Annotated in this window: 19 protein-coding genes and 1 tRNA gene; 7 read left to right on the top strand and 13 right to left on the bottom strand. The window is 47.2% G+C overall.

The features are described from left to right. The first annotated feature begins 118 nt into the window (after window positions 1–118). On the top strand, window positions 119–463 hold the full coding sequence (locus tag QT994_RS09120) for a hypothetical protein (protein WP_333173587.1): 345 nt from the start codon (window positions 119–121) through the stop codon (window positions 461–463). A gap of 212 nt (window positions 464–675) precedes the next feature. On the opposite strand, the gene QT994_RS09115 is transcribed toward QT994_RS09120, so the two are convergent. Together QT994_RS09115 and QT994_RS09110 are read right to left on the bottom strand one after the other, a co-directional pair. Next, window positions 676–2,403 (bottom strand): succinate dehydrogenase/fumarate reductase flavoprotein subunit, encoded by a 1,728-nt coding sequence (locus QT994_RS09115; RefSeq protein ID WP_333173584.1) that lies wholly within the window; start codon window positions 2,401–2,403, stop codon window positions 676–678. A gap of 129 nt (window positions 2,404–2,532) precedes the next feature. Further along, a complete protein-coding gene (locus QT994_RS09110; RefSeq protein ID WP_333050135.1) occupies window positions 2,533–2,847 on the bottom strand; it encodes a hypothetical protein in 315 nt (104 codons plus the stop codon). Between the two features lie 417 nt (window positions 2,848–3,264). Here QT994_RS09110 and QT994_RS09105 point away from each other — a divergent pair, with 417 nt between their 5' ends. Together QT994_RS09105 and QT994_RS09100 are read left to right on the top strand one after the other, a co-directional pair. After that, window positions 3,265–3,990: a lysophospholipid acyltransferase family protein gene (locus tag QT994_RS09105; protein WP_333173581.1), complete on the top strand. Its 726-nt coding sequence runs from the start codon at window positions 3,265–3,267 to the stop codon at window positions 3,988–3,990. Window positions 3,991–4,070: 80 nt separating this feature from the next. After that, entirely contained in the window at window positions 4,071–4,892 is an 822-nt protein-coding gene (locus tag QT994_RS09100) for an alpha/beta fold hydrolase (protein WP_333050138.1), read from the top strand. Window positions 4,893–5,044: 152 nt separating this feature from the next. Here QT994_RS09100 and QT994_RS09095 read toward each other — a convergent pair whose 3' ends face one another. The 8 genes from QT994_RS09095 to nadA all read right to left on the bottom strand — a co-directional run bounded on the left by QT994_RS09095 (window position 5,045) and on the right by nadA (window position 11,397). Beyond that, window positions 5,045–5,617, bottom strand: a complete 573-nt coding sequence (locus QT994_RS09095) for a DUF2996 domain-containing protein (RefSeq protein WP_333173579.1) — start codon at window positions 5,615–5,617, stop codon at window positions 5,045–5,047. A gap of 185 nt (window positions 5,618–5,802) precedes the next feature. Beyond that, complete coding sequence (locus tag QT994_RS09090) at window positions 5,803–6,690, bottom strand: hypothetical protein (protein ID WP_333050143.1); 888 nt, start codon at window positions 6,688–6,690, stop codon at window positions 5,803–5,805. Window positions 6,691–6,828: 138 nt separating this feature from the next. Beyond that, window positions 6,829–7,383 (bottom strand): hypothetical protein, encoded by a 555-nt coding sequence (locus QT994_RS09085; RefSeq protein WP_333050144.1) that lies wholly within the window; start codon window positions 7,381–7,383, stop codon window positions 6,829–6,831. Window positions 7,384–7,720: 337 nt separating this feature from the next. Further along, window positions 7,721–7,837, bottom strand: coding sequence for a photosystem I reaction center subunit VIII (locus tag QT994_RS09080; RefSeq protein ID WP_293127047.1), 117 nt, complete (start codon window positions 7,835–7,837; stop codon window positions 7,721–7,723). A 57-nt stretch (window positions 7,838–7,894) separates the two neighbouring features. Further along, a complete protein-coding gene (locus tag QT994_RS09075) occupies window positions 7,895–8,404 on the bottom strand; it encodes a photosystem I reaction center protein subunit XI (RefSeq protein ID WP_333050145.1) in 510 nt (169 codons plus the stop codon). A gap of 114 nt (window positions 8,405–8,518) precedes the next feature. Beyond that, entirely contained in the window at window positions 8,519–9,319 is an 801-nt protein-coding gene (locus QT994_RS09070; RefSeq protein WP_445243888.1) for a TIGR04283 family arsenosugar biosynthesis glycosyltransferase, read from the bottom strand. A gap of 327 nt (window positions 9,320–9,646) precedes the next feature. Next, on the bottom strand, window positions 9,647–10,264 hold the full coding sequence (locus QT994_RS09065; protein ID WP_333050146.1) for a TIGR04282 family arsenosugar biosynthesis glycosyltransferase: 618 nt from the start codon (window positions 10,262–10,264) through the stop codon (window positions 9,647–9,649). 164 nt (window positions 10,265–10,428) lie between these two features. Then, complete coding sequence (gene nadA / locus QT994_RS09060) at window positions 10,429–11,397, bottom strand: quinolinate synthase NadA (RefSeq protein WP_333050148.1); 969 nt, start codon at window positions 11,395–11,397, stop codon at window positions 10,429–10,431. Between the two features lie 211 nt (window positions 11,398–11,608). Here nadA and QT994_RS09055 point away from each other — a divergent pair, with 211 nt between their 5' ends. Beyond that, the gene (locus QT994_RS09055) at window positions 11,609–12,526 is read left to right on the top strand and encodes a TIGR04168 family protein (RefSeq protein WP_333173577.1); all 918 of its coding nucleotides are present in this window, start codon (window positions 11,609–11,611) and stop codon (window positions 12,524–12,526) included. Between the two features lie 34 nt (window positions 12,527–12,560). Continuing rightward, window positions 12,561–12,645 (top strand) — tRNA-Ser (locus QT994_RS09050). Window positions 12,646–12,802: 157 nt separating this feature from the next. Here QT994_RS09050 and QT994_RS09045 read toward each other — a convergent pair. Beyond that, window positions 12,803–13,120 carry a translation initiation factor gene (locus QT994_RS09045; protein ID WP_333173575.1) on the bottom strand — a complete coding sequence of 106 codons (318 nt, stop codon included), beginning with the start codon at window positions 13,118–13,120 and terminating at the stop codon, window positions 12,803–12,805. Window positions 13,121–13,227: 107 nt separating this feature from the next. Then, on the bottom strand, window positions 13,228–13,731 hold the full coding sequence (locus QT994_RS09040; protein WP_333173573.1) for a hypothetical protein: 504 nt from the start codon (window positions 13,729–13,731) through the stop codon (window positions 13,228–13,230). Window positions 13,732–14,244: 513 nt separating this feature from the next. On the opposite strand from QT994_RS09040, the gene QT994_RS09035 reads away from it, so the two are divergent. Next, the gene (locus QT994_RS09035; RefSeq protein ID WP_333173571.1) at window positions 14,245–14,763 is read left to right on the top strand and encodes a pentapeptide repeat-containing protein; all 519 of its coding nucleotides are present in this window, start codon (window positions 14,245–14,247) and stop codon (window positions 14,761–14,763) included. Between the two features lie 171 nt (window positions 14,764–14,934). On the opposite strand, the gene QT994_RS09030 is transcribed toward QT994_RS09035, so the two are convergent. Continuing rightward, on the bottom strand, window positions 14,935–15,057 hold the full coding sequence (locus QT994_RS09030; protein WP_006633228.1) for a hypothetical protein: 123 nt from the start codon (window positions 15,055–15,057) through the stop codon (window positions 14,935–14,937). A 17-nt stretch (window positions 15,058–15,074) separates the two neighbouring features. Here QT994_RS09030 and QT994_RS09025 point away from each other — a divergent pair, with 17 nt between their 5' ends. After that, complete coding sequence (locus tag QT994_RS09025; RefSeq protein WP_333173567.1) at window positions 15,075–15,686, top strand: DNA-3-methyladenine glycosylase; 612 nt, start codon at window positions 15,075–15,077, stop codon at window positions 15,684–15,686. Window positions 15,687–15,728: the final 42 nt, after the last annotated feature.

The raw sequence follows: 15,728 nt of genomic DNA, 5'->3' as shown, positions 1-15,728 counted from the left end.
CAGATGCAACTGAAATTATCATTCGATGTCGTTCCGCTGCGAAAACAGCACACGAACCAGTTGATTCATATGGTATCAGAATCACAATAGTAGTTAGGGAAAATAATCCTCAAGACTCATGAAATATACTTTAAATTTTTCGCGGGAACTAGAGAAGCACGATTCATATATCGTCTACAACCCAGAAGCATTCGCCGAAATGCCAATTTCAATATCTGTTCCTGATGTTGTAAAAAATTTCGAGAATTTTATTAAAACATTTGAATACAGAGGCATTACTGAACAGCCTGCGAATAACACTATACCGAGTGAGGAGAAAACTAAAGATACTACTGCTTTGACAGTCTTGGCTGCTAGTGCATATATCTGTCAAGTACAACAACTAAATGAGACGGTTCTGGCTAAATTTTGCACTGAACTCACAGAAGTGTTGCTCAGAGATTTCAAAGAGTTTTCTTTCTGAGGAAGTCAACTTGTCAATTGCAGGATTAAGAGAGGTAATTGAGCTACGCAACTATCTAGCAAGGTATACGAAAAGTATAAAAAAGGCTTACCAGAACGGATATTTGTATATCATAGTTGTTTGAATATGCAGCCAGTAGTAATTAGGGTGGGTCAGCCATTGGGTAATTATGTAACAAACAAAATTTATTGAGGGCTGACGCACCCTACAAATTAATACTTCCGCTCCTGTGGCTCAAACATCGTAATCGCCACCGGCATATAAGCCAAATCAATCCCCGCAGGCGAATAATACGCCAGCGTATGCTTCAAAAAATTCCCATCATCGCGCTCTGTAAAATCTTCCCGCGAATGAGCTCCCCGACTTTCCTGCCGGTTCAAAGCAGAAGTTAAAATCATTTTTCCAACAATTATTAAACTCCGCAACTCCAAAGCTTCGACAATTTCCGTATTCCACAACTTGCCTTTATCGTCTAAGTAAACCTCCTCATATTTTCGCTCTAAATCGTCCAAATTTTTTAAACCTTCCTGCATCAATTCGGCGCTACGAAATACACCACAATACTCAGTCATAGTATCTTGATACTGTTGTCGCACTTGATTGATGCGGTATTTTCCAGGACGTTCTAAAAGTGCCTGAATTTGCTCTTTTGCTTCCTTAATATAACGCTGTTCGTCTACAGCAGGTAACTTGCGGTTTTGTACGAATTGTGCTATGGTTGTGCCAGTAACTTTGCCGTAAACTACGCATTCTAAAAGCGAATTGCTGCCCAAACGGTTGGCGCCGTGAACCGACACGCAAGCTGCTTCGCCGGCTGCAAAGAAACCGTCTACCAAACCCTCAGGACTGCTGCGAACTTGCCCGCTAACATTAGTAGGAATTCCCCCCATTGAATAGTGAACGGTAGGGCGCACGGGCATTGGGTGATTTACGGCATCAATTCCTAACAAACGGTGGGCTTCTTCCCAAGCAAAAGGAATTTTGCTCATAATTTTTTCGCGTCCCATGTGCCGCAAATCGAGGTAGATAAAGGGGCCGCCGCCACTACCATCAACATTAATCCCTCGGCCGGCGCGAATTTCTATGGAAATTGACCGCGAAGTGATATCTCTGGGCGCTAATTCCATCCGCGACGGGGCATAATTGGCCATAAATCGATCGCCCTCTGAATTAATCAAATAAGCGCCTTCGCCCCGCACAGCCTCGGAAATCAGCACTCCCACGGGATACAAACCAGTCGGGTGAAACTGTACGAATTCCATATCTTCCAGCGGCAATCCAGCTAAAGCCGTCATCGCCAAACCGTCTCCCGTCGAGGCGTAATCGTTCGACGTGGTATTGTAAACTCGGCCGTAACCCCCCGTAGCAAACATCACCGCCTTAGCACGGACAACCTCAATTTGACCGTCTAGAAGGCGGTACATAACTACCCCCTTGGCTTGGCCTTCTTCCAAAATCAGGCGCGTGACATACCACTCCTGATAGATGTGAACTCCGCACCGGCGCAGATTGTTGACTAATTCGTGGAGGATGGCGTGACCAGTTTTGTCCGCGGCGTAGCAGGTGCGACGGTGGGAATGTCCGCCGAAAGCGCGCTGGGCAATTCTGCCGTCTGGGAGGCGGGAGAAGAGGACTCCCATGTGTTCTAAATCTATGACTACACCGGGGGCTTCCCGGGTGAGGATTTCTACCGCGTCTTGGTCGGCTAAATAGTCTGAACCTTTTACTGTGTCGAAGGCGTGGGCTTTCCAACTGTCTTCGGGATCGACATTTTGCAGGCTGGAGGCCATGCCGCCTTGGGCTGCGACGGAGTGCGATCTAATTGGGTGAGTTTTGGCAACTACAGCTACCTTTAAACTCGGGTCAGTCCGGGCAATTTCTACTGCGGCGCGGCAACCTGCTAAACCGCCGCCTACAATGATTACGTCGTGTTCTAGCATTTTTTTTAATTATTTTGAGTGTTCTGCTCAACTTATGGTGACGCAAAAAAAAACTTCCTACCAAAAGAGCAGGAAGTTTTTTAACTTTTGATTTGAATGGAAAATCAAAAGTTAAAATTTTAAATTGGACTAGCCGGCGCTTTCGACAGACTGCTGATTGGACTGATTTCCCGTTGCAGAAGGTTGAGTTTCCGTGCCGGGCTCTACGGCAAGCACTTCAATGTTATTTAGCAGAGTTGTAACGAAAGCAAACAGCAAGAAGGGCAGAGACAGCACTAAAATCAAGCCGACGGTAGCCAAGGCGTAAATTTGGCGGGCGCTACTCCACAAGGCCAGTGCCGACGCTAGACTTAGGAAGATGACTATCAGCCAAACAATGATTTGACCGTAAATGTCGCCAAAGGTGAGGGTACATTTAAGGCGATAGTTTTGGATGTTATTCATTTGATGCCTCGCGAGATTGCTATTACGACTTGTCCAAAAATACTTTGACAGTGCGTCAATGCCGACTGTAAATTTCTAAGTTTAGCTGTCGCAACTAGGTTTTGGGGTTGTTGTAAACATTCTTTAATAAGTTGCCACAACACTTGATAAATTTTTGCTTCTGACTGGGAAATTCGGCCCAAACAGTTCGCGATCGCACTCCAACGCCTAGAAACCCGGTTTTTTAGGGTTTTGGCAGGCTGACTAGAAGTAAACGCGCCAAAAAACCAAGGTGATGGCCACCCGTGCCTCCAAGATTACGAAACAAAGGCATAAGCGGAAAGTCTACTTTTTGAGGGAGCCCCAACTTAGTAAAGTAATGTTAAGCTGCATGGGAATAGAATCAACATTTATCGCGTCCCACCTGTCTTTTGGCCCATGTCTTCAGAGAGCAAATTGCTGATTTCGCGCTGTTTCCTGGCTAGTTTGGGAACGCAGACCTTTGTGTACCGCGAAGACCGGATTCCCCAAGAGAGTCCGGTCCTGGTGGTGAGCAATCACCGCAGTTTCTTAGATCCTGTGCTGCTGACAGCGGCTTTGGGTCGATCGATCCGCTTTGCTTGTCATCATTACATGGGTCAAGTTCCGGTGATGAGGGAAGTGGTCACGACTTTCGGCGCTTTCCCCTTGGAAGCACCGGAGCACCGACAGCAGCATTTTTTCTCTCAAGCGACGGCCCTGCTGCAAGGCGGGGCGATGGTGGGGGTGTTTCCAGAGGGTGCAGAACCGATGGTAAATTTTACTCAGCCGAATACTGTGGGTAAGTTTCAGCGAGGATTTGCTCATTTGGCTTTCCGGGCTCCGGTGCGGGATTTGGCAGTTTTGCCGGTGGCGATTAGTTCTTTTGAGGAAAAGTCGGTACGATCGGGTGTACCGCTCAAGTTGTTGAGTTTTTTTGATCCTTCGGAACCGCTGTTCGATCGATCGGGGTGGCATCCTGTGATAATTTATCAGCGAGTTAATGTTTTAATCGGCCGGCCTTACTGGATTACTGTCGAGAGACAGCAGCAATATCGAGGCAAAAAAGCCAAAGCAGTCGTTGCTGAACTCACAGACCACTGTCAGGGAGAGATTGCAGAATTACTCCAACGAGGTTGTTTGTAAGTTTGTAAGTTTGTTGACTGTTGGCTGGTGTCAGATTTCCAATTCTTTAATCTAAAATCTAAAATCGATTGATTTGAATCATGGCAAATGCTAACAACAAGGTTCGTTTCCTAACCCCCAAACCGCCGAAACCCGAGCGCCCTTTATTTGTATTTCTTCCCGGTATGGATGGCAGTGGTTTGCTGCTGCGGCCCCAAATTTCTAAATTAGCAAATGATTTCGACATTCGCTGCTTAACTGTACCGGCTGACGACATGGCTAGTTGGGAGGTACTGGTTAGCGAAACAATTGCGTTAATTGAAGCAGAAAAGCAAGCCGGAAAGCCGAAGCGGCCGATTTATCTGTGCGGCGAGTCATTTGGGGGCTGTTTAGCGATGAAAACTGTTTTAGAAGCTCCTCAATTGTGCGATCGATTAATCTTAGTCAATCCAGCTTCTTCGTTTCGACAGCAGCCTTGGGTGCAGTGGGGATCGTACCTGACTCAGTGGCTGCCGGCCAACCTTTATCCGCTGTCGGTAATCGGTTTATTGCCGATATTAGCATCATTAGGAAAGATTGGGCGCGACGATCGCCGCGCTTTGCTAGAAGCGATGCAAGCAGTACCGCAAAACACGTCTGTGTGGAGATTGGCGTTAGTGCGATCGTTTAATGTTGACGAAAATCAGTTGCGTGACATCAAACAGCCGACGCTAGTAATTGCTAGCGGTGCCGATAGGCTGCTGCCTTCCCTAGTAGAAGCGAAGCTTTTAGTCAAGGTAATTCCCAAGGCTCAAATGGTGGTGCTGGCTAACAGCGGTCATGCTTGTTTGTTAGAAACAGATGTTGACCTTTACGGGATTATGCAAGCTCGCAATTTTTTGACAAAATCCGAAGAAAATCTGTCATTAGTCAATAGTCATTAGTCATTAGCTATGATTTCTCACTTCTGAGTCAGTCGGGGCAAAATTAGAGATTGGGCGAGGGGTAAAGTTTATATTACAATTAACCCGCCCTGACACTCCTTAGTAAGTCCCCGAAGACAAGCCACTAAGGACTAATAACTAATGACTACTGACTAATTAAGATTTAGCCATTTTTGAGCGTTAAGTCGCTGGACGACGCCAAACACCATGAGGTCTAGTGTCACCTTGCGCTCATCTATCAAAAAAGGCTCTAAAGTGCTAGTTTTGGTATTATTTTCAGCGCAGGAAAACGCCCTTTGACTTTGAATATTTTCTTGAGGAAAATACAGGTTAAATTGGCGCTGACCTTCTTGAAATTTACCAATTACCTGCCAGCAATCACCGGCGGAGCTCATGCCGGCAATGGGGAGTTTTTGCTTTGCCAAACTCACCTCTAAATCCTTAACGCCCTGCTTAGTCAAAGCAGTTTGCAAAGCCGGCAAATAATCTTGTTGAATAAATTCCGCAAATGGCTTGTCTTCAACAGCAGGTGCTTTTTCCTTTTTAGCTTTAGCTGGGGGATTGTCGCCTTCGGCCTTAGCTGGGGGCTTTTTAGCAGCCGGCTGAGGCTTGTCAGTGCTGGGAAAGTCGCTTGTCTCGGGTACGTCGGAACTCGGGGCATTCTCGATCGAAGCACTGGGAGTTTCCGATTCTCCAGCAGTAGGATTTTGGGGTTCTTCTGGCATTAACGCTTCCTTTTAAAAGTGATCGGTAAAAGGAGTTGTGAGTGCAGATGCGGGCGATCGACTTTTTTGATCGCGGACACTTTTGAGCGAAAACCAACCTGAGAAAATGGCTAGTCAAAAAAATTTGAACTCAAAACACTCTCAGAGGGCGATCGCCCGCCAATATCACAACTCCTTTGGTTATTCTAAATCTCAGCGACAGCTCGTTCAATCAAACGGCGGGCGAGAGTTTGAATACCGGTGTGTTCGTAGTAGTTGGTAGTCATGTCGAGGAATGCGCCCACGTAGTCCACCTTGTCAGCAGAAATTTCCACAAAACTCTGCAAGTGGCCAAGTACGTTTTGGGGAGTCAAACCTCGATCGCTCACAAAAGAGCTCATCCAGCCAGAAACCGAGTTAAAGCTTTCGCCGATAAAGCCGAGTTGGCCAGCGGGAGAGCCCCCTGGAATCATGCCACCGATCGACTTAAATGCCTGATTATCTTGCAAATCGTTCGGGGAGAGCTTTTGAATCCAAGACTGAGTTGCCATGATAAAGTCCGGGCCCAGGGGAATCAAACCGTCAAAACAAACCAAAGCAGCCATCCGCATCAGGGATTCGCCGCCGTAGTCGCCCAAGGAAGCAGCAAAATCGCCAATGCTGTCGCCGGGAAGGCCGTTAATTTGGCAAAAAGCTAGTAACTCAACGACTAACTTTAAAGAAAGGTCGATCGTCTGAGCTTTTTCGGGCTTGGGGGTGAGATTGCCGAGCATCGATAAAAACGGCACATTTTGGGAGACTTTGTTAGCGAGGGCGGCACTACCCAAAGCCTTGTCCGCATTGTCAATAGTTTGGTAAAGCCACAGAGCACGCTGGTAGCCCTCAGATTTATCGTTGTAGAGGTAGATGGCGCGATCGCCAATTTGCTGAATCAGTTCTTCGTCAGTTTCGCCAGTAACGGTGCGAATGGTATTTTCAAAGCCAACTAAATTGTTCCACTCACCGGGAACCACAAAGTCAAGCGCTCGCAGGGCTTTGACAGTCATATTGTCTTGAGGCAGTTGATCGACTAATTCAAAGACTGTTTTGCTCACAAAAAACTCCTTTTGCTGGAACTGGAATCAAAGGTATTACTTTTGGCAGATGCCAAGAACTTCACAGTCTCATTCTGGCAGACTTAATTCTAATAGCGCCAGACTGGAGTCGGGCGCGGAGTGTGACAAAAGAGATTGCTACTTGAGGCGTGCGAGACCGCCGAGGTTAAATTTTGACAGCCAAGCTTCGCGCTCGCTAGCGGTAAAAGAGGGATTGCGGGATTGAACTTTCACCTGATAGCGATTTGCCACTAAAACAGCAGTGATATTAGCACCCTGATTAACAGCGGGATAGCCACTGATTTGCTTGGTACTTTGCTGGAATTTTGCACCTGCGCTGGGGTTGCCGGCGATGTCGTTAATCGAGAGAACCGCGACATTTTTACCGCCTTTGTTCAGCTTAGCTTCAGCAAAACCGGATTTTTCTTGAGCAAAAACGCGATCAAATCCACCGCCCGAAGCCGGGAAGTATTTATTTAACTTACCGCCTGCAACTGCCTTCTTGGGAAGGTTTTGATTACTAGCACTTGATTTATCAGCAGTTGTCTGCTTGGCTTTACCAGGTTTTTGGGTGCTTTCCACCTGGGCTTTGTCCCAGCGGGAGGGGGCTTGGGTTTGACTGCAGGCGGTCACTAACAGCAGTACCGAGATCAGGAATGGAGCTAAGATGCGGCGTGCTGGGAAAAATTGCATCGCTGTCTCCTCATTAGTAGGTTTCCATAACAATTGTGGCTCAGAATTTGGCAATTTGTGTGCTCTGAGCGGATGATTTGTCTTATTGGCAAAAAAATCCTCTGCCTGCCGACAGAGGATTTTTTTGCAATTACGAGTTCAGAAGGAAGAAAACTGAAAGATTGCTCTACAGATAAATTCTGGAGATGGGGGTAAAGAAACTAAGTTTTCTGATAGCCAGCAATCTCAAAACAATTTTTGCTGATTTTCCCTAGATTTATCTAGAAATTTCAGAGCAATTATTCGTCAATTGTCTTACTTCGGCTTTCCAACTTAGCTCTTACTTTAGGGGTAAGGCTCAGGCGTCGCTTTCAATGTAGATAAACAACAAACCCATTACCACAACCGGCATCAGCCAGGTAATTAGCGGAATCAAAATCCAAGGCAAGAAAGAAGCAGCGTAGGAACCTGTCATATCAAATTCTCCAAACTAAAGTTAGTGTGTTCCAACAGGGATATTTGGGAGTGAAGCCTAATTGTTGACTAAACCCCGGAAAATGGCATCGATGCCGTTAAAGTTTTCGAGTAAGAAGTAGGCAACAAAGACGCCGCCCATCCCGCCAATGAAGAAACCACCGGTAAACTGGCTCCACCCTTCAGCATTTCTGAGGGCATCAGGGGTCATGGGATTAGCGCTAGGGTAGCTGGTGTTGTCTTGTTTGAAAGAGACTAAACCGTAAGCAGACATACCTAGTGTGCCAAGCAGAACTAAGACGAGGGCTGTATATAATCCGCCGAGATTAGCTGCTTCTGGATAATCCCGCAGGGGTCCGAAGACGATTTGGGGGCCGACAAGGAAATAGCCGTGTGCCAAACCAATTTCTAGGCCTCGAATTAGGGGCGAGAGTCCTTTGCGGTAAGCGGGCAAGTTCCCAATGAATGCTTTTGTGAAATCAGAAGCACTGATGGGAGTTGCTAGATGACCCGTGAAGGGGTCGCCGTTAAAGGGTTTAATAAGCTCTGCATCTCTGGGATCGGCCATATTCTGTTTGTCCTCGCAGTGTAATAAAGTTGAGGCGTTCAAGTCATATTTTACGCAGGGACGTGTTTCCTATTTACATAATTAACGGCGAGCTTTAGAAAAGTTCACTATTCTTTAGTTTTTGGAAGAATTTTTCTTTTGCCTCTTATACCAGAAAGCGAGTCGATCGGGCGACACTCCCAGGAAATAAGCGATGATTACTATTTGATTAATGGCGGTGGTTTCGATCACCCCAAGCTGCTGCCAGCGACGGGCGGATGTCAGCACTGGCTGGGGTACTATTTCGATGCGGCCTTGTTTTTTCAATCGGCGCACGAATTCAAAGTCTTCCATGAGGGGCAAGCCGGGAAAACCGCCGATTTTGTCAAAGGTAACTGCGTGGAGGAAAATAGCTTGGTCGCCGTAGGGCATTTGCAAAAAGTTCGATCGCCAGTTTACCCCTCTCTCTACCAGCCGGAGGCTGAGCCTGGGGGCGTCAATCTTGAGTTCAAAGGCCCCCGCGACTGCGGAGGGGTTAGCTAGTACCCGACGCGCGCTTGAGTCGTACCCGAGAGGCAAAAGAGTGTCTGCGTGGAGAAACAGTAGGATATCTCCAGTAGCAGCAGCAGCACCTGCATTCATTTGGGTGGCACGGCCTGGGGCGGTGGAGAGAACTCTGACGCCAAAAGATTTTGCTATATCTGTAGTACCGTCGCTGCTGCCGCCGTCGGCGACAATTATTTCCACATTTTTGGCCTCAAGGGCGGTGGAGATGACTCGGGCAATTGTAGGTGCTTCGTTTAAGACTGGAATGATAATGGAAATTTTGAGATAGGGATTTTCTGGCGACATACAGAAATAAGCAGCCCATGAGAGAGAGCGAGTTTTGTCCAAAGCTGATTTTGCCGATTTCTGACCCCAGGAGCCCCCGTACATTTGGCCTTAACGTGGGAGAGTTTTGTAAAAAACAAGCTCTTAGTTGCTCATTTTTTACACCGGGCCCGCGCCTACATTGGGCTTTCCTGTGGCAGGGCGGGTTTTGTACAAAGCTGATCTGTTAGTTGCTAATTTAGTTGGTAATTTTCCGCTGCTTCTCGCGCCTGGGACTATTGTCCCAAGCGCTGTCTAACTGCTACTGAGATTCAGCATTTGGTTAGACAAATACAATTACTATATTATGACCTTCTGGTTTCAGAATCAAGTAGTTTTATCTAATTAAATATGACACTTGCTAATATTTCAAATAGATTAAATAGAGTTTAGTTATTTCAATATATTAATATCTAAACCGAGGAGGTCTTCGGGTCGATCAATATCTGCCAGAGTTGGAAGATAAGCAATATTGAGGTCGAGCTTTTGGGCGATAGCCCGCGTACCAGCCAATACTTGACTGGTTCCCCAGTGAATTCCACCGAATAATTCCGGTATCAATCGCCGTAGCCCGATCAGATAATAACCTCCGTCTTTTGCCGGGCCCAAAACTAAATCGTGCTGGCTCAATTCCTCAAAAGCTTGTGCCATGATTTCTGCTTTCAAACCAGGGCAATCAGTGCCGATAATTGCAGTTTTCTCAACCCCGGAATTAAAAGAGTTTTGAAATGCTGCTGTCATTCTTGCGCCCAAATCACCGTCTCTTTGATTTTGAAAAATAATCTCATTTCCCAACCACTCTTCCATCAGTTGTTTGCTGCCGCCGGCTCGGTGAACTTCTACCGATAATTGGCGGGATTTTTGCAGAGAGAGAGCGCACGCGATCGTCCGTTGGGCCATCAAGCGGTGAAGGTTGGCAGCACCTGTTTTTCCCAGTACCGGAATAAGTCGAGTTTTGGTTGTTCCCGGTTCGGGATAGCGAGTGAAAACAATCAGTTTTTCTGGCATCATTATTTATTGGTGATAAGTTTTAAAGGAATGAAGTGCTGAGGATGACAAAGAGTTAACCACTGCTTCACGAATTATCGATTAATGGTGGTGGGTTAGGCAATGACTTAATTTAATCGCCGCGCCGAACCCAGCCTACAATGTATTTACTTAAAAGTAGCCAGCGGTTAGCTCATTTCTAGCATTCGCTGGATGGGCTGCAAAGCGGCTAGTTGAATATCTAGGGGCATGGTAATTTCAGGGGTTTGATTTTTTAGCGAGAGATACAATTTTTCCAAGGTATTTAATCTCATGTGCGGGCATTCGTTGCAAGCGCAGTTATTATTGGTTGAAGGAGCGGGAATAAAGCGTTTGTGCGGAGCTTGCTTTTGCATTTGGTGAATGATTCCCGGTTCAGTCGCGACAATAAAAGCTTGGCTGGAACTAGCTTGAGAATATTTGAGCAAAGCAGTGGTAGAGCCGATGTAATTGGCGTGCTGCAGCACGGGAGGTTCGCATTCTGGGTGGGCAATTATTTCCGCTTCGGGATTTTCGATTTTGAGTTGAACTATCTTTTTTTCTGAGAAGTTTTCGTGGACGATGCAGGCTCCTTGCCAAATCTCCATGTTTCTGCCTGTTTGTTCCATGACGTAGCGGCCGAGATTGCGATCGGGCCCAAAAATTATCGGCTGATTTTCGGGAATTTGGTTAACAATTTTAACAGCGTTAGAACTGGTGCAAATTATATCGCTCATTGCCTTAATTGCGGCGGTACAATTAATGTAGGAAATTACTAAATGTCCTGGTCGATCGGCTTTGAAAGCTGCAAAGGCTTCGGGAGGGCAACTGTCGGCGAGGGAACACCCAGCATTTAAGTCTGGCAACAATACTAATTTGTCGGGATTGAGAATTTTTGCGGTTTCGGCCATGAAATGAACTCCGGCAAAAACTATCACATCGGCGCTGGTGTTGGCGGCTTTGCGGGCAAGTTCTAGGGAGTCGCCAATGAAGTCTGCGATGTCTTGAATGTCCGAGTCTTGGTAATAGTGGGCGAGAATGACGGCGTTTAACTCTTGTTTGAGGGCGTTAATAGCTGCAAACAAGTCGTTGGGCAGTCGGGTTTGAGTAAAGTTCGGAGCAGGTGCGGTGGTAAACACAGTTAGAATATTCCGGGGAAGGTGGCGAAGAGAGCTAAAGTGTATTTTGAATTATAGTTGAATTCACCAAAAAGTGCTGGCTGTTCAGTGGAGCCAATCTAAAATTTAAAATCTAAAATCCAAAATATGCTGCGGGAGAGTGCAAAAATTGGTCGCTGTTTCTTATGCTGAGTAAGAAGGGGCTAGGGATCGATCGCACATAACAAATCACATGAATAAAGCTAAATCTATCAAAATTGCGGTGGTGGGGGACGTTCACGATCGCTGGGAAGCGGAAGACGGCGAGGCCCTGAAGCATCTGGGCGTTGATTTGGTGCTGTTTGTGGGGGATTTTGGCAATGAGTCGGTGGAGGTGGTGCGGGCGATCGCCCAATTGGACATTCCGAAAGCAGCGGTGTTTGGGAACCACGACGCTTGGTACACTGCGACAGAGTGGGGCCGCAGTCAGTGCCCTTACGATCGCACTCAAGAAAATTGGGTGAAACAGCAGTTAGATTTAATGGGAGAAGCTCACGTCGGTTACCGGAAACGGGATTTTCCAGAATTGGGCGTAACTGTGGTGGGAAGCCGCCCGTTTACTTGGGGGGGTTCGGAGTGGAAGTACGCGGATTTTTACTCGGAATGGTTTGGGGTAGAAAGTTTTGAGGAGTCGGCGCGACGCATAGCAGCGGCTGCGGCGGAGGCCGATTGCGAAAATGTGATTTTTTTGGGTCACACGGGTCCGACGGGGTTGGGAGAGGCTCCTGAAGACCCCTGCGGGCGAGATTGGAAGCCCCTAGGAGGGGATTGGGGCGACCCGGATTTTGCGGACGCGATCGATCGAACTCGGAGTTCTGGGAAGCACATACCTCTGGTAACTTTTGGTCATATGCACCACAAACTGCGGCACACGAAGCACGAGTTGCGGAAGTCGCTGGAGGTGAGTGCGGAGGGTACGGTGTATTTGAATGCGGCCAGCGTACCGCGAATTGTGGAGAAAGAGTGCTCGAAACTGCGGAATTTCTCGATCGTCCTGCTGGAAAATGGATCGGTGTCGGAAGTATCTCTGGTATGGGTAGGGCAAGATTTCGGGGTAGAAAGAGAACAAATTCTTTATCGGCGCACAGAATCGGCGGCTATTTGTAGTTAGAGACAATTGCTGGTATGATAAAATTTATGCGCCGGGAGAGGTGGCAGAGTGGTCGAATGCGCCTGACTTGAAATCAGGTGAACCGCAAGGTTCCGTGGGTTCAAATCCCACCCTCTCCGTTTAACAATTCTCTTGTTGGTTAAGGGTTTCAGATTCACTATCCCCTCAATAGTTCCCTTTTCCGCTCATATTTGGCTCACTCGTGGTATTTCCCAACAAAAAAACACCCCCGCAGGGGTGCTGTTGCTTACCAGATAATTTGTCTAGCCAACTGACTTAACTAAACCCTTCCTCATCCGCTGGGTCGCCGTAGGGGTCTTCGCTGGCAGGGGTCACGTTGCCGAACTGTCCCGCATCCGCTACGTAGGAGTCTGCCGGGTCGCCGTAGGGGTCTTCGCTGGCAGGGGTCACGTTACCGAACTGTCCCGCATCCGCGTAGTCTGCCGGGTCGCCGTAGGGGTCTTCGCTGGCAGGGGTCACGTTGCCGAACTGTCCGGGATTTGAGGGATCTTCGTAATTGCCATCAGGATCGACTTGCTCGCTGTCTGGCCCGACGATCGCATCTTTTAACTTCCGAAAAAATCCGTCTACCATGATAAAGTTCCTCTTTTTTATGTGGTGAAAAACTGCTGTTTTAGATTAAGAATCCCAGATTTAAGGGAAAATCTCTCATCGGTAATCTAAAATCTCAAATGGTTAGGCTACTGTGCCGGAACTGGAGCTGTAGCTTCCGGCAAGCCTGTGAGGTCACGACCGGTATTTTGGTTATTGTACCCCTGGAATTCCCGGTAACGCCCTGCTTCGGACTCCGGAACTTTAATTCCTTCAGGCGGGGGCGTTACCCAGTGAGGGCGATTCTGGGCATCGCGGTAGTAAACGCGACCATTTTTGGAAAGGTAATATTTTCCCTGTGGCCCCTTATCTTGCTTGTTTTGGTGCTGGCGGTAGAGGTAGTAAAGGGCGGCTGCTCCGACTAATGTAATCCCTACTTTTTGAGCATTGCTCAGTCCTTTTTTCGCTTGTGGCCTAGGAGCGGAACCCGGATTAGTTTGCACTCGTCCAGCCCGAGTGTTGTCAACAGGAGGCGGGGGAGCGGAACTTTCCTGACTAGAACCGCAAGCACTCATAAACGGAAAGGTCAGCAGCGTTGTCAGCAGCAGAGCCATGAAGCGCGATCTTTTGGGTTCGGATTTGATTGTGTTCATTGCCGCTCCGAATTGTCGGGATTATAGGTGGTGTATTCTGGCGAGGTTGAGGAACCTGAGCTGCTGCCAACAGTGTTGTAAGTAAATTAATTTCTCAAAGCAATTTTGACAAAAAAGTAGTTGCTGAGAACTTAACAGCGCAGCTACAGTATGACTTATGTATATTAATTATCCTCCAGTCTCTCGAAAATTTCCTCTTTCCAGGGATATAAATAAAGTTTCTTTTATTTCAGTCCGCAGATATATGCCAATGCGCGCCTTCGTGTAACAATAAATTCCGTTTGTGGACTGCTCAAAGCAAAGTTAAGCAGACGGACGGCACGAGTCCGAAGCTCAAAGCTGCACTGGCGACAGAAAGGAGGCGGGATGTATAAGTCTGGCGGTGTTTAATTGCGCCGGACTGCTTGTCGGAGATGCCTGCAATTTTTTCGTGGGAATTCTGGAGAGGTCGATCGCACTATTGTAGAAATCTATTAACCGCGACAGAAAGCCCCCGAAGCTTTTCGGATATGTATGAAATTAAATAATTTATTTACTGCTGGATTGTCCATCGCAGTTGTATTTACTGCGGTAAAATATCTAATTTTTTCAAATCAACAAAACCAAGTCAAGGAATTGCTGCAAACCAAACAGTGTCCCGAATGCAATTTCAGCAATGCCAACCTAAAAGGATTAGACTTGCAAGGAGTCAACTTGCAGGGAGCTAATCTAGAAGGTGCTAACTTATCAGGAGCCAAGTTGACCAATGCCAACCTCAAAAATGCCAACTTAAATAGAGCCAACCTGACGGGAGCTGATTTGGGCTGTGCCGGCATCACTTTCAACCTTGATGCGAATGAAAAAGAAGCAAATATGGATTTTAATGTCCTCGCTGTTCCAGAACAGAACAACCCAGAAAATGCAGTAGTTGGTTTCAATATGAAAGCAACGGATCGAGGAGCGACAATGCGTTTCAACCTCATGGGATGCGCTGACTTCTCGAATGCTAGCTTGCAAGAAGCTAAAATGCCCGATGGCACAATTCATCCTTAATTGCAGCAAAGACAGCAATCTGCTGTTTCCTCATTTGTCAACTTCTTTTCATTCTTTCTGCTCTCTCTTTTCTCTTTCTCTGTGTCCTCTGTGGCCTCTGTGGTTGCTTAAAAAAACCGCCGTCTGAAAAACAGACAGCGGTTTTTTTAAGTAACTAACAGCCACCTAAAATTAGTGAGCAGAACCGTTACCGTGATACTTGTCAGTATCGTAGAATCCGTTTTTTGTACCAAAGAACAGACAGCAAACGGTGAAAACTGCTGTCAAGACTGCTAAAACTAACTTAACGTCCATAATTTACCTGTTGTTGAGTGAGTGCAAATACTCAGATTGTAGAATCTTTTTGGCTGGCGCGACCATCTACCAGCGTAGCGCCAGATTTGCTGGGATGCTCGCTGGTGCGGCAGTTTCCGGACGGCGAGACGATTCGGGGAATTATTGTCGAAACCGAAGCTTACGGTCCAGGAGATCCCGCTTGTCACGCTTATCGGCTGCGAACTCCTCGCAATGAGGTGATGTTCGGGCCTCCGGGTATGAGCTACGTTTACTTAATCTACGGGATGTATCACTGTTTTAACGTGGTGACGGATGCAGAGGGAGTTGCTAGTGCTGTGCTGATTCGAGCTTTGCAGCTAGATGCGGTTCCCCAACAATTCGCTGGAATTCCCGATAAGAAGCGATCGCGCCTCGCCGCCGGGCCTGGGAAACTGTGTAAGGTGCTGGATATCGATCGAACTTTAAGCGGTTTTCCCTTGGGTGCAGGCCAACCGCTGCGGTTGGAACACCGGAGCGCTCACTTTCAGCAAGCTGTGGAGGAGGGTACAATAAATTTTGTGCAAACTACGCGGATCGGGATTTCTCAAGGAACTGATTTGCCTTGGCGGTGGTATGTAGGGAACTCTACGGCTGTGTCAAAACTCTAGTAATGTCAAAGGTATCAGTGTAAATTTTGTCGCTTATCTTCG

Origin of the sequence: Microcoleus sp. S13_B4 (assembly GCF_036700885.1) — a bacterium.
GTDB lineage: Bacteria > Cyanobacteriota > Cyanobacteriia > Cyanobacteriales > Microcoleaceae > Microcoleus.
Note: the sequence above shows the minus strand (reverse complement) of the source record. Positions and strands in the feature narration are given on the sequence as shown.

Coding starts and splice junctions, on each gene's coding strand:
- QT994_RS09040 (WP_333173573.1), bottom strand. CDS start 13,731: ATGAACACAATCAAATCCGAACCCAAAAGATCGCGCTTCATGGCTCTG.
- QT994_RS09095 (WP_333173579.1), bottom strand. CDS start 5,617: ATGCCAGAAGAACCCCAAAATCCTACTGCTGGAGAATCGGAAACTCCC.
- QT994_RS09080 (WP_293127047.1), bottom strand. CDS start 7,837: ATGACAGGTTCCTACGCTGCTTCTTTCTTGCCTTGGATTTTGATTCCG.
- QT994_RS09045 (WP_333173575.1), bottom strand. CDS start 13,120: ATGGTAGACGGATTTTTTCGGAAGTTAAAAGATGCGATCGTCGGGCCA.
- QT994_RS09065 (WP_333050146.1), bottom strand. CDS start 10,264: ATGATGCCAGAAAAACTGATTGTTTTCACTCGCTATCCCGAACCGGGA.
- QT994_RS09030 (WP_006633228.1), bottom strand. CDS start 15,057: ATGGACGTTAAGTTAGTTTTAGCAGTCTTGACAGCAGTTTTCACCGTT.
- QT994_RS09085 (WP_333050144.1), bottom strand. CDS start 7,383: ATGCAATTTTTCCCAGCACGCCGCATCTTAGCTCCATTCCTGATCTCG.
- QT994_RS09120 (WP_333173587.1), top strand. CDS start 119: ATGAAATATACTTTAAATTTTTCGCGGGAACTAGAGAAGCACGATTCA.
- QT994_RS09055 (WP_333173577.1), top strand. CDS start 11,609: ATGAATAAAGCTAAATCTATCAAAATTGCGGTGGTGGGGGACGTTCAC.
- QT994_RS09075 (WP_333050145.1), bottom strand. CDS start 8,404: ATGGCCGATCCCAGAGATGCAGAGCTTATTAAACCCTTTAACGGCGAC.
- QT994_RS09100 (WP_333050138.1), top strand. CDS start 4,071: ATGGCAAATGCTAACAACAAGGTTCGTTTCCTAACCCCCAAACCGCCG.
- QT994_RS09070 (WP_445243888.1), bottom strand. CDS start 9,319: ATGTACGGGGGCTCCTGGGGTCAGAAATCGGCAAAATCAGCTTTGGAC.
- QT994_RS09105 (WP_333173581.1), top strand. CDS start 3,265: ATGTCTTCAGAGAGCAAATTGCTGATTTCGCGCTGTTTCCTGGCTAGT.
- QT994_RS09110 (WP_333050135.1), bottom strand. CDS start 2,847: ATGAATAACATCCAAAACTATCGCCTTAAATGTACCCTCACCTTTGGC.
- QT994_RS09115 (WP_333173584.1), bottom strand. CDS start 2,403: ATGCTAGAACACGACGTAATCATTGTAGGCGGCGGTTTAGCAGGTTGC.
- QT994_RS09035 (WP_333173571.1), top strand. CDS start 14,245: ATGAAATTAAATAATTTATTTACTGCTGGATTGTCCATCGCAGTTGTA.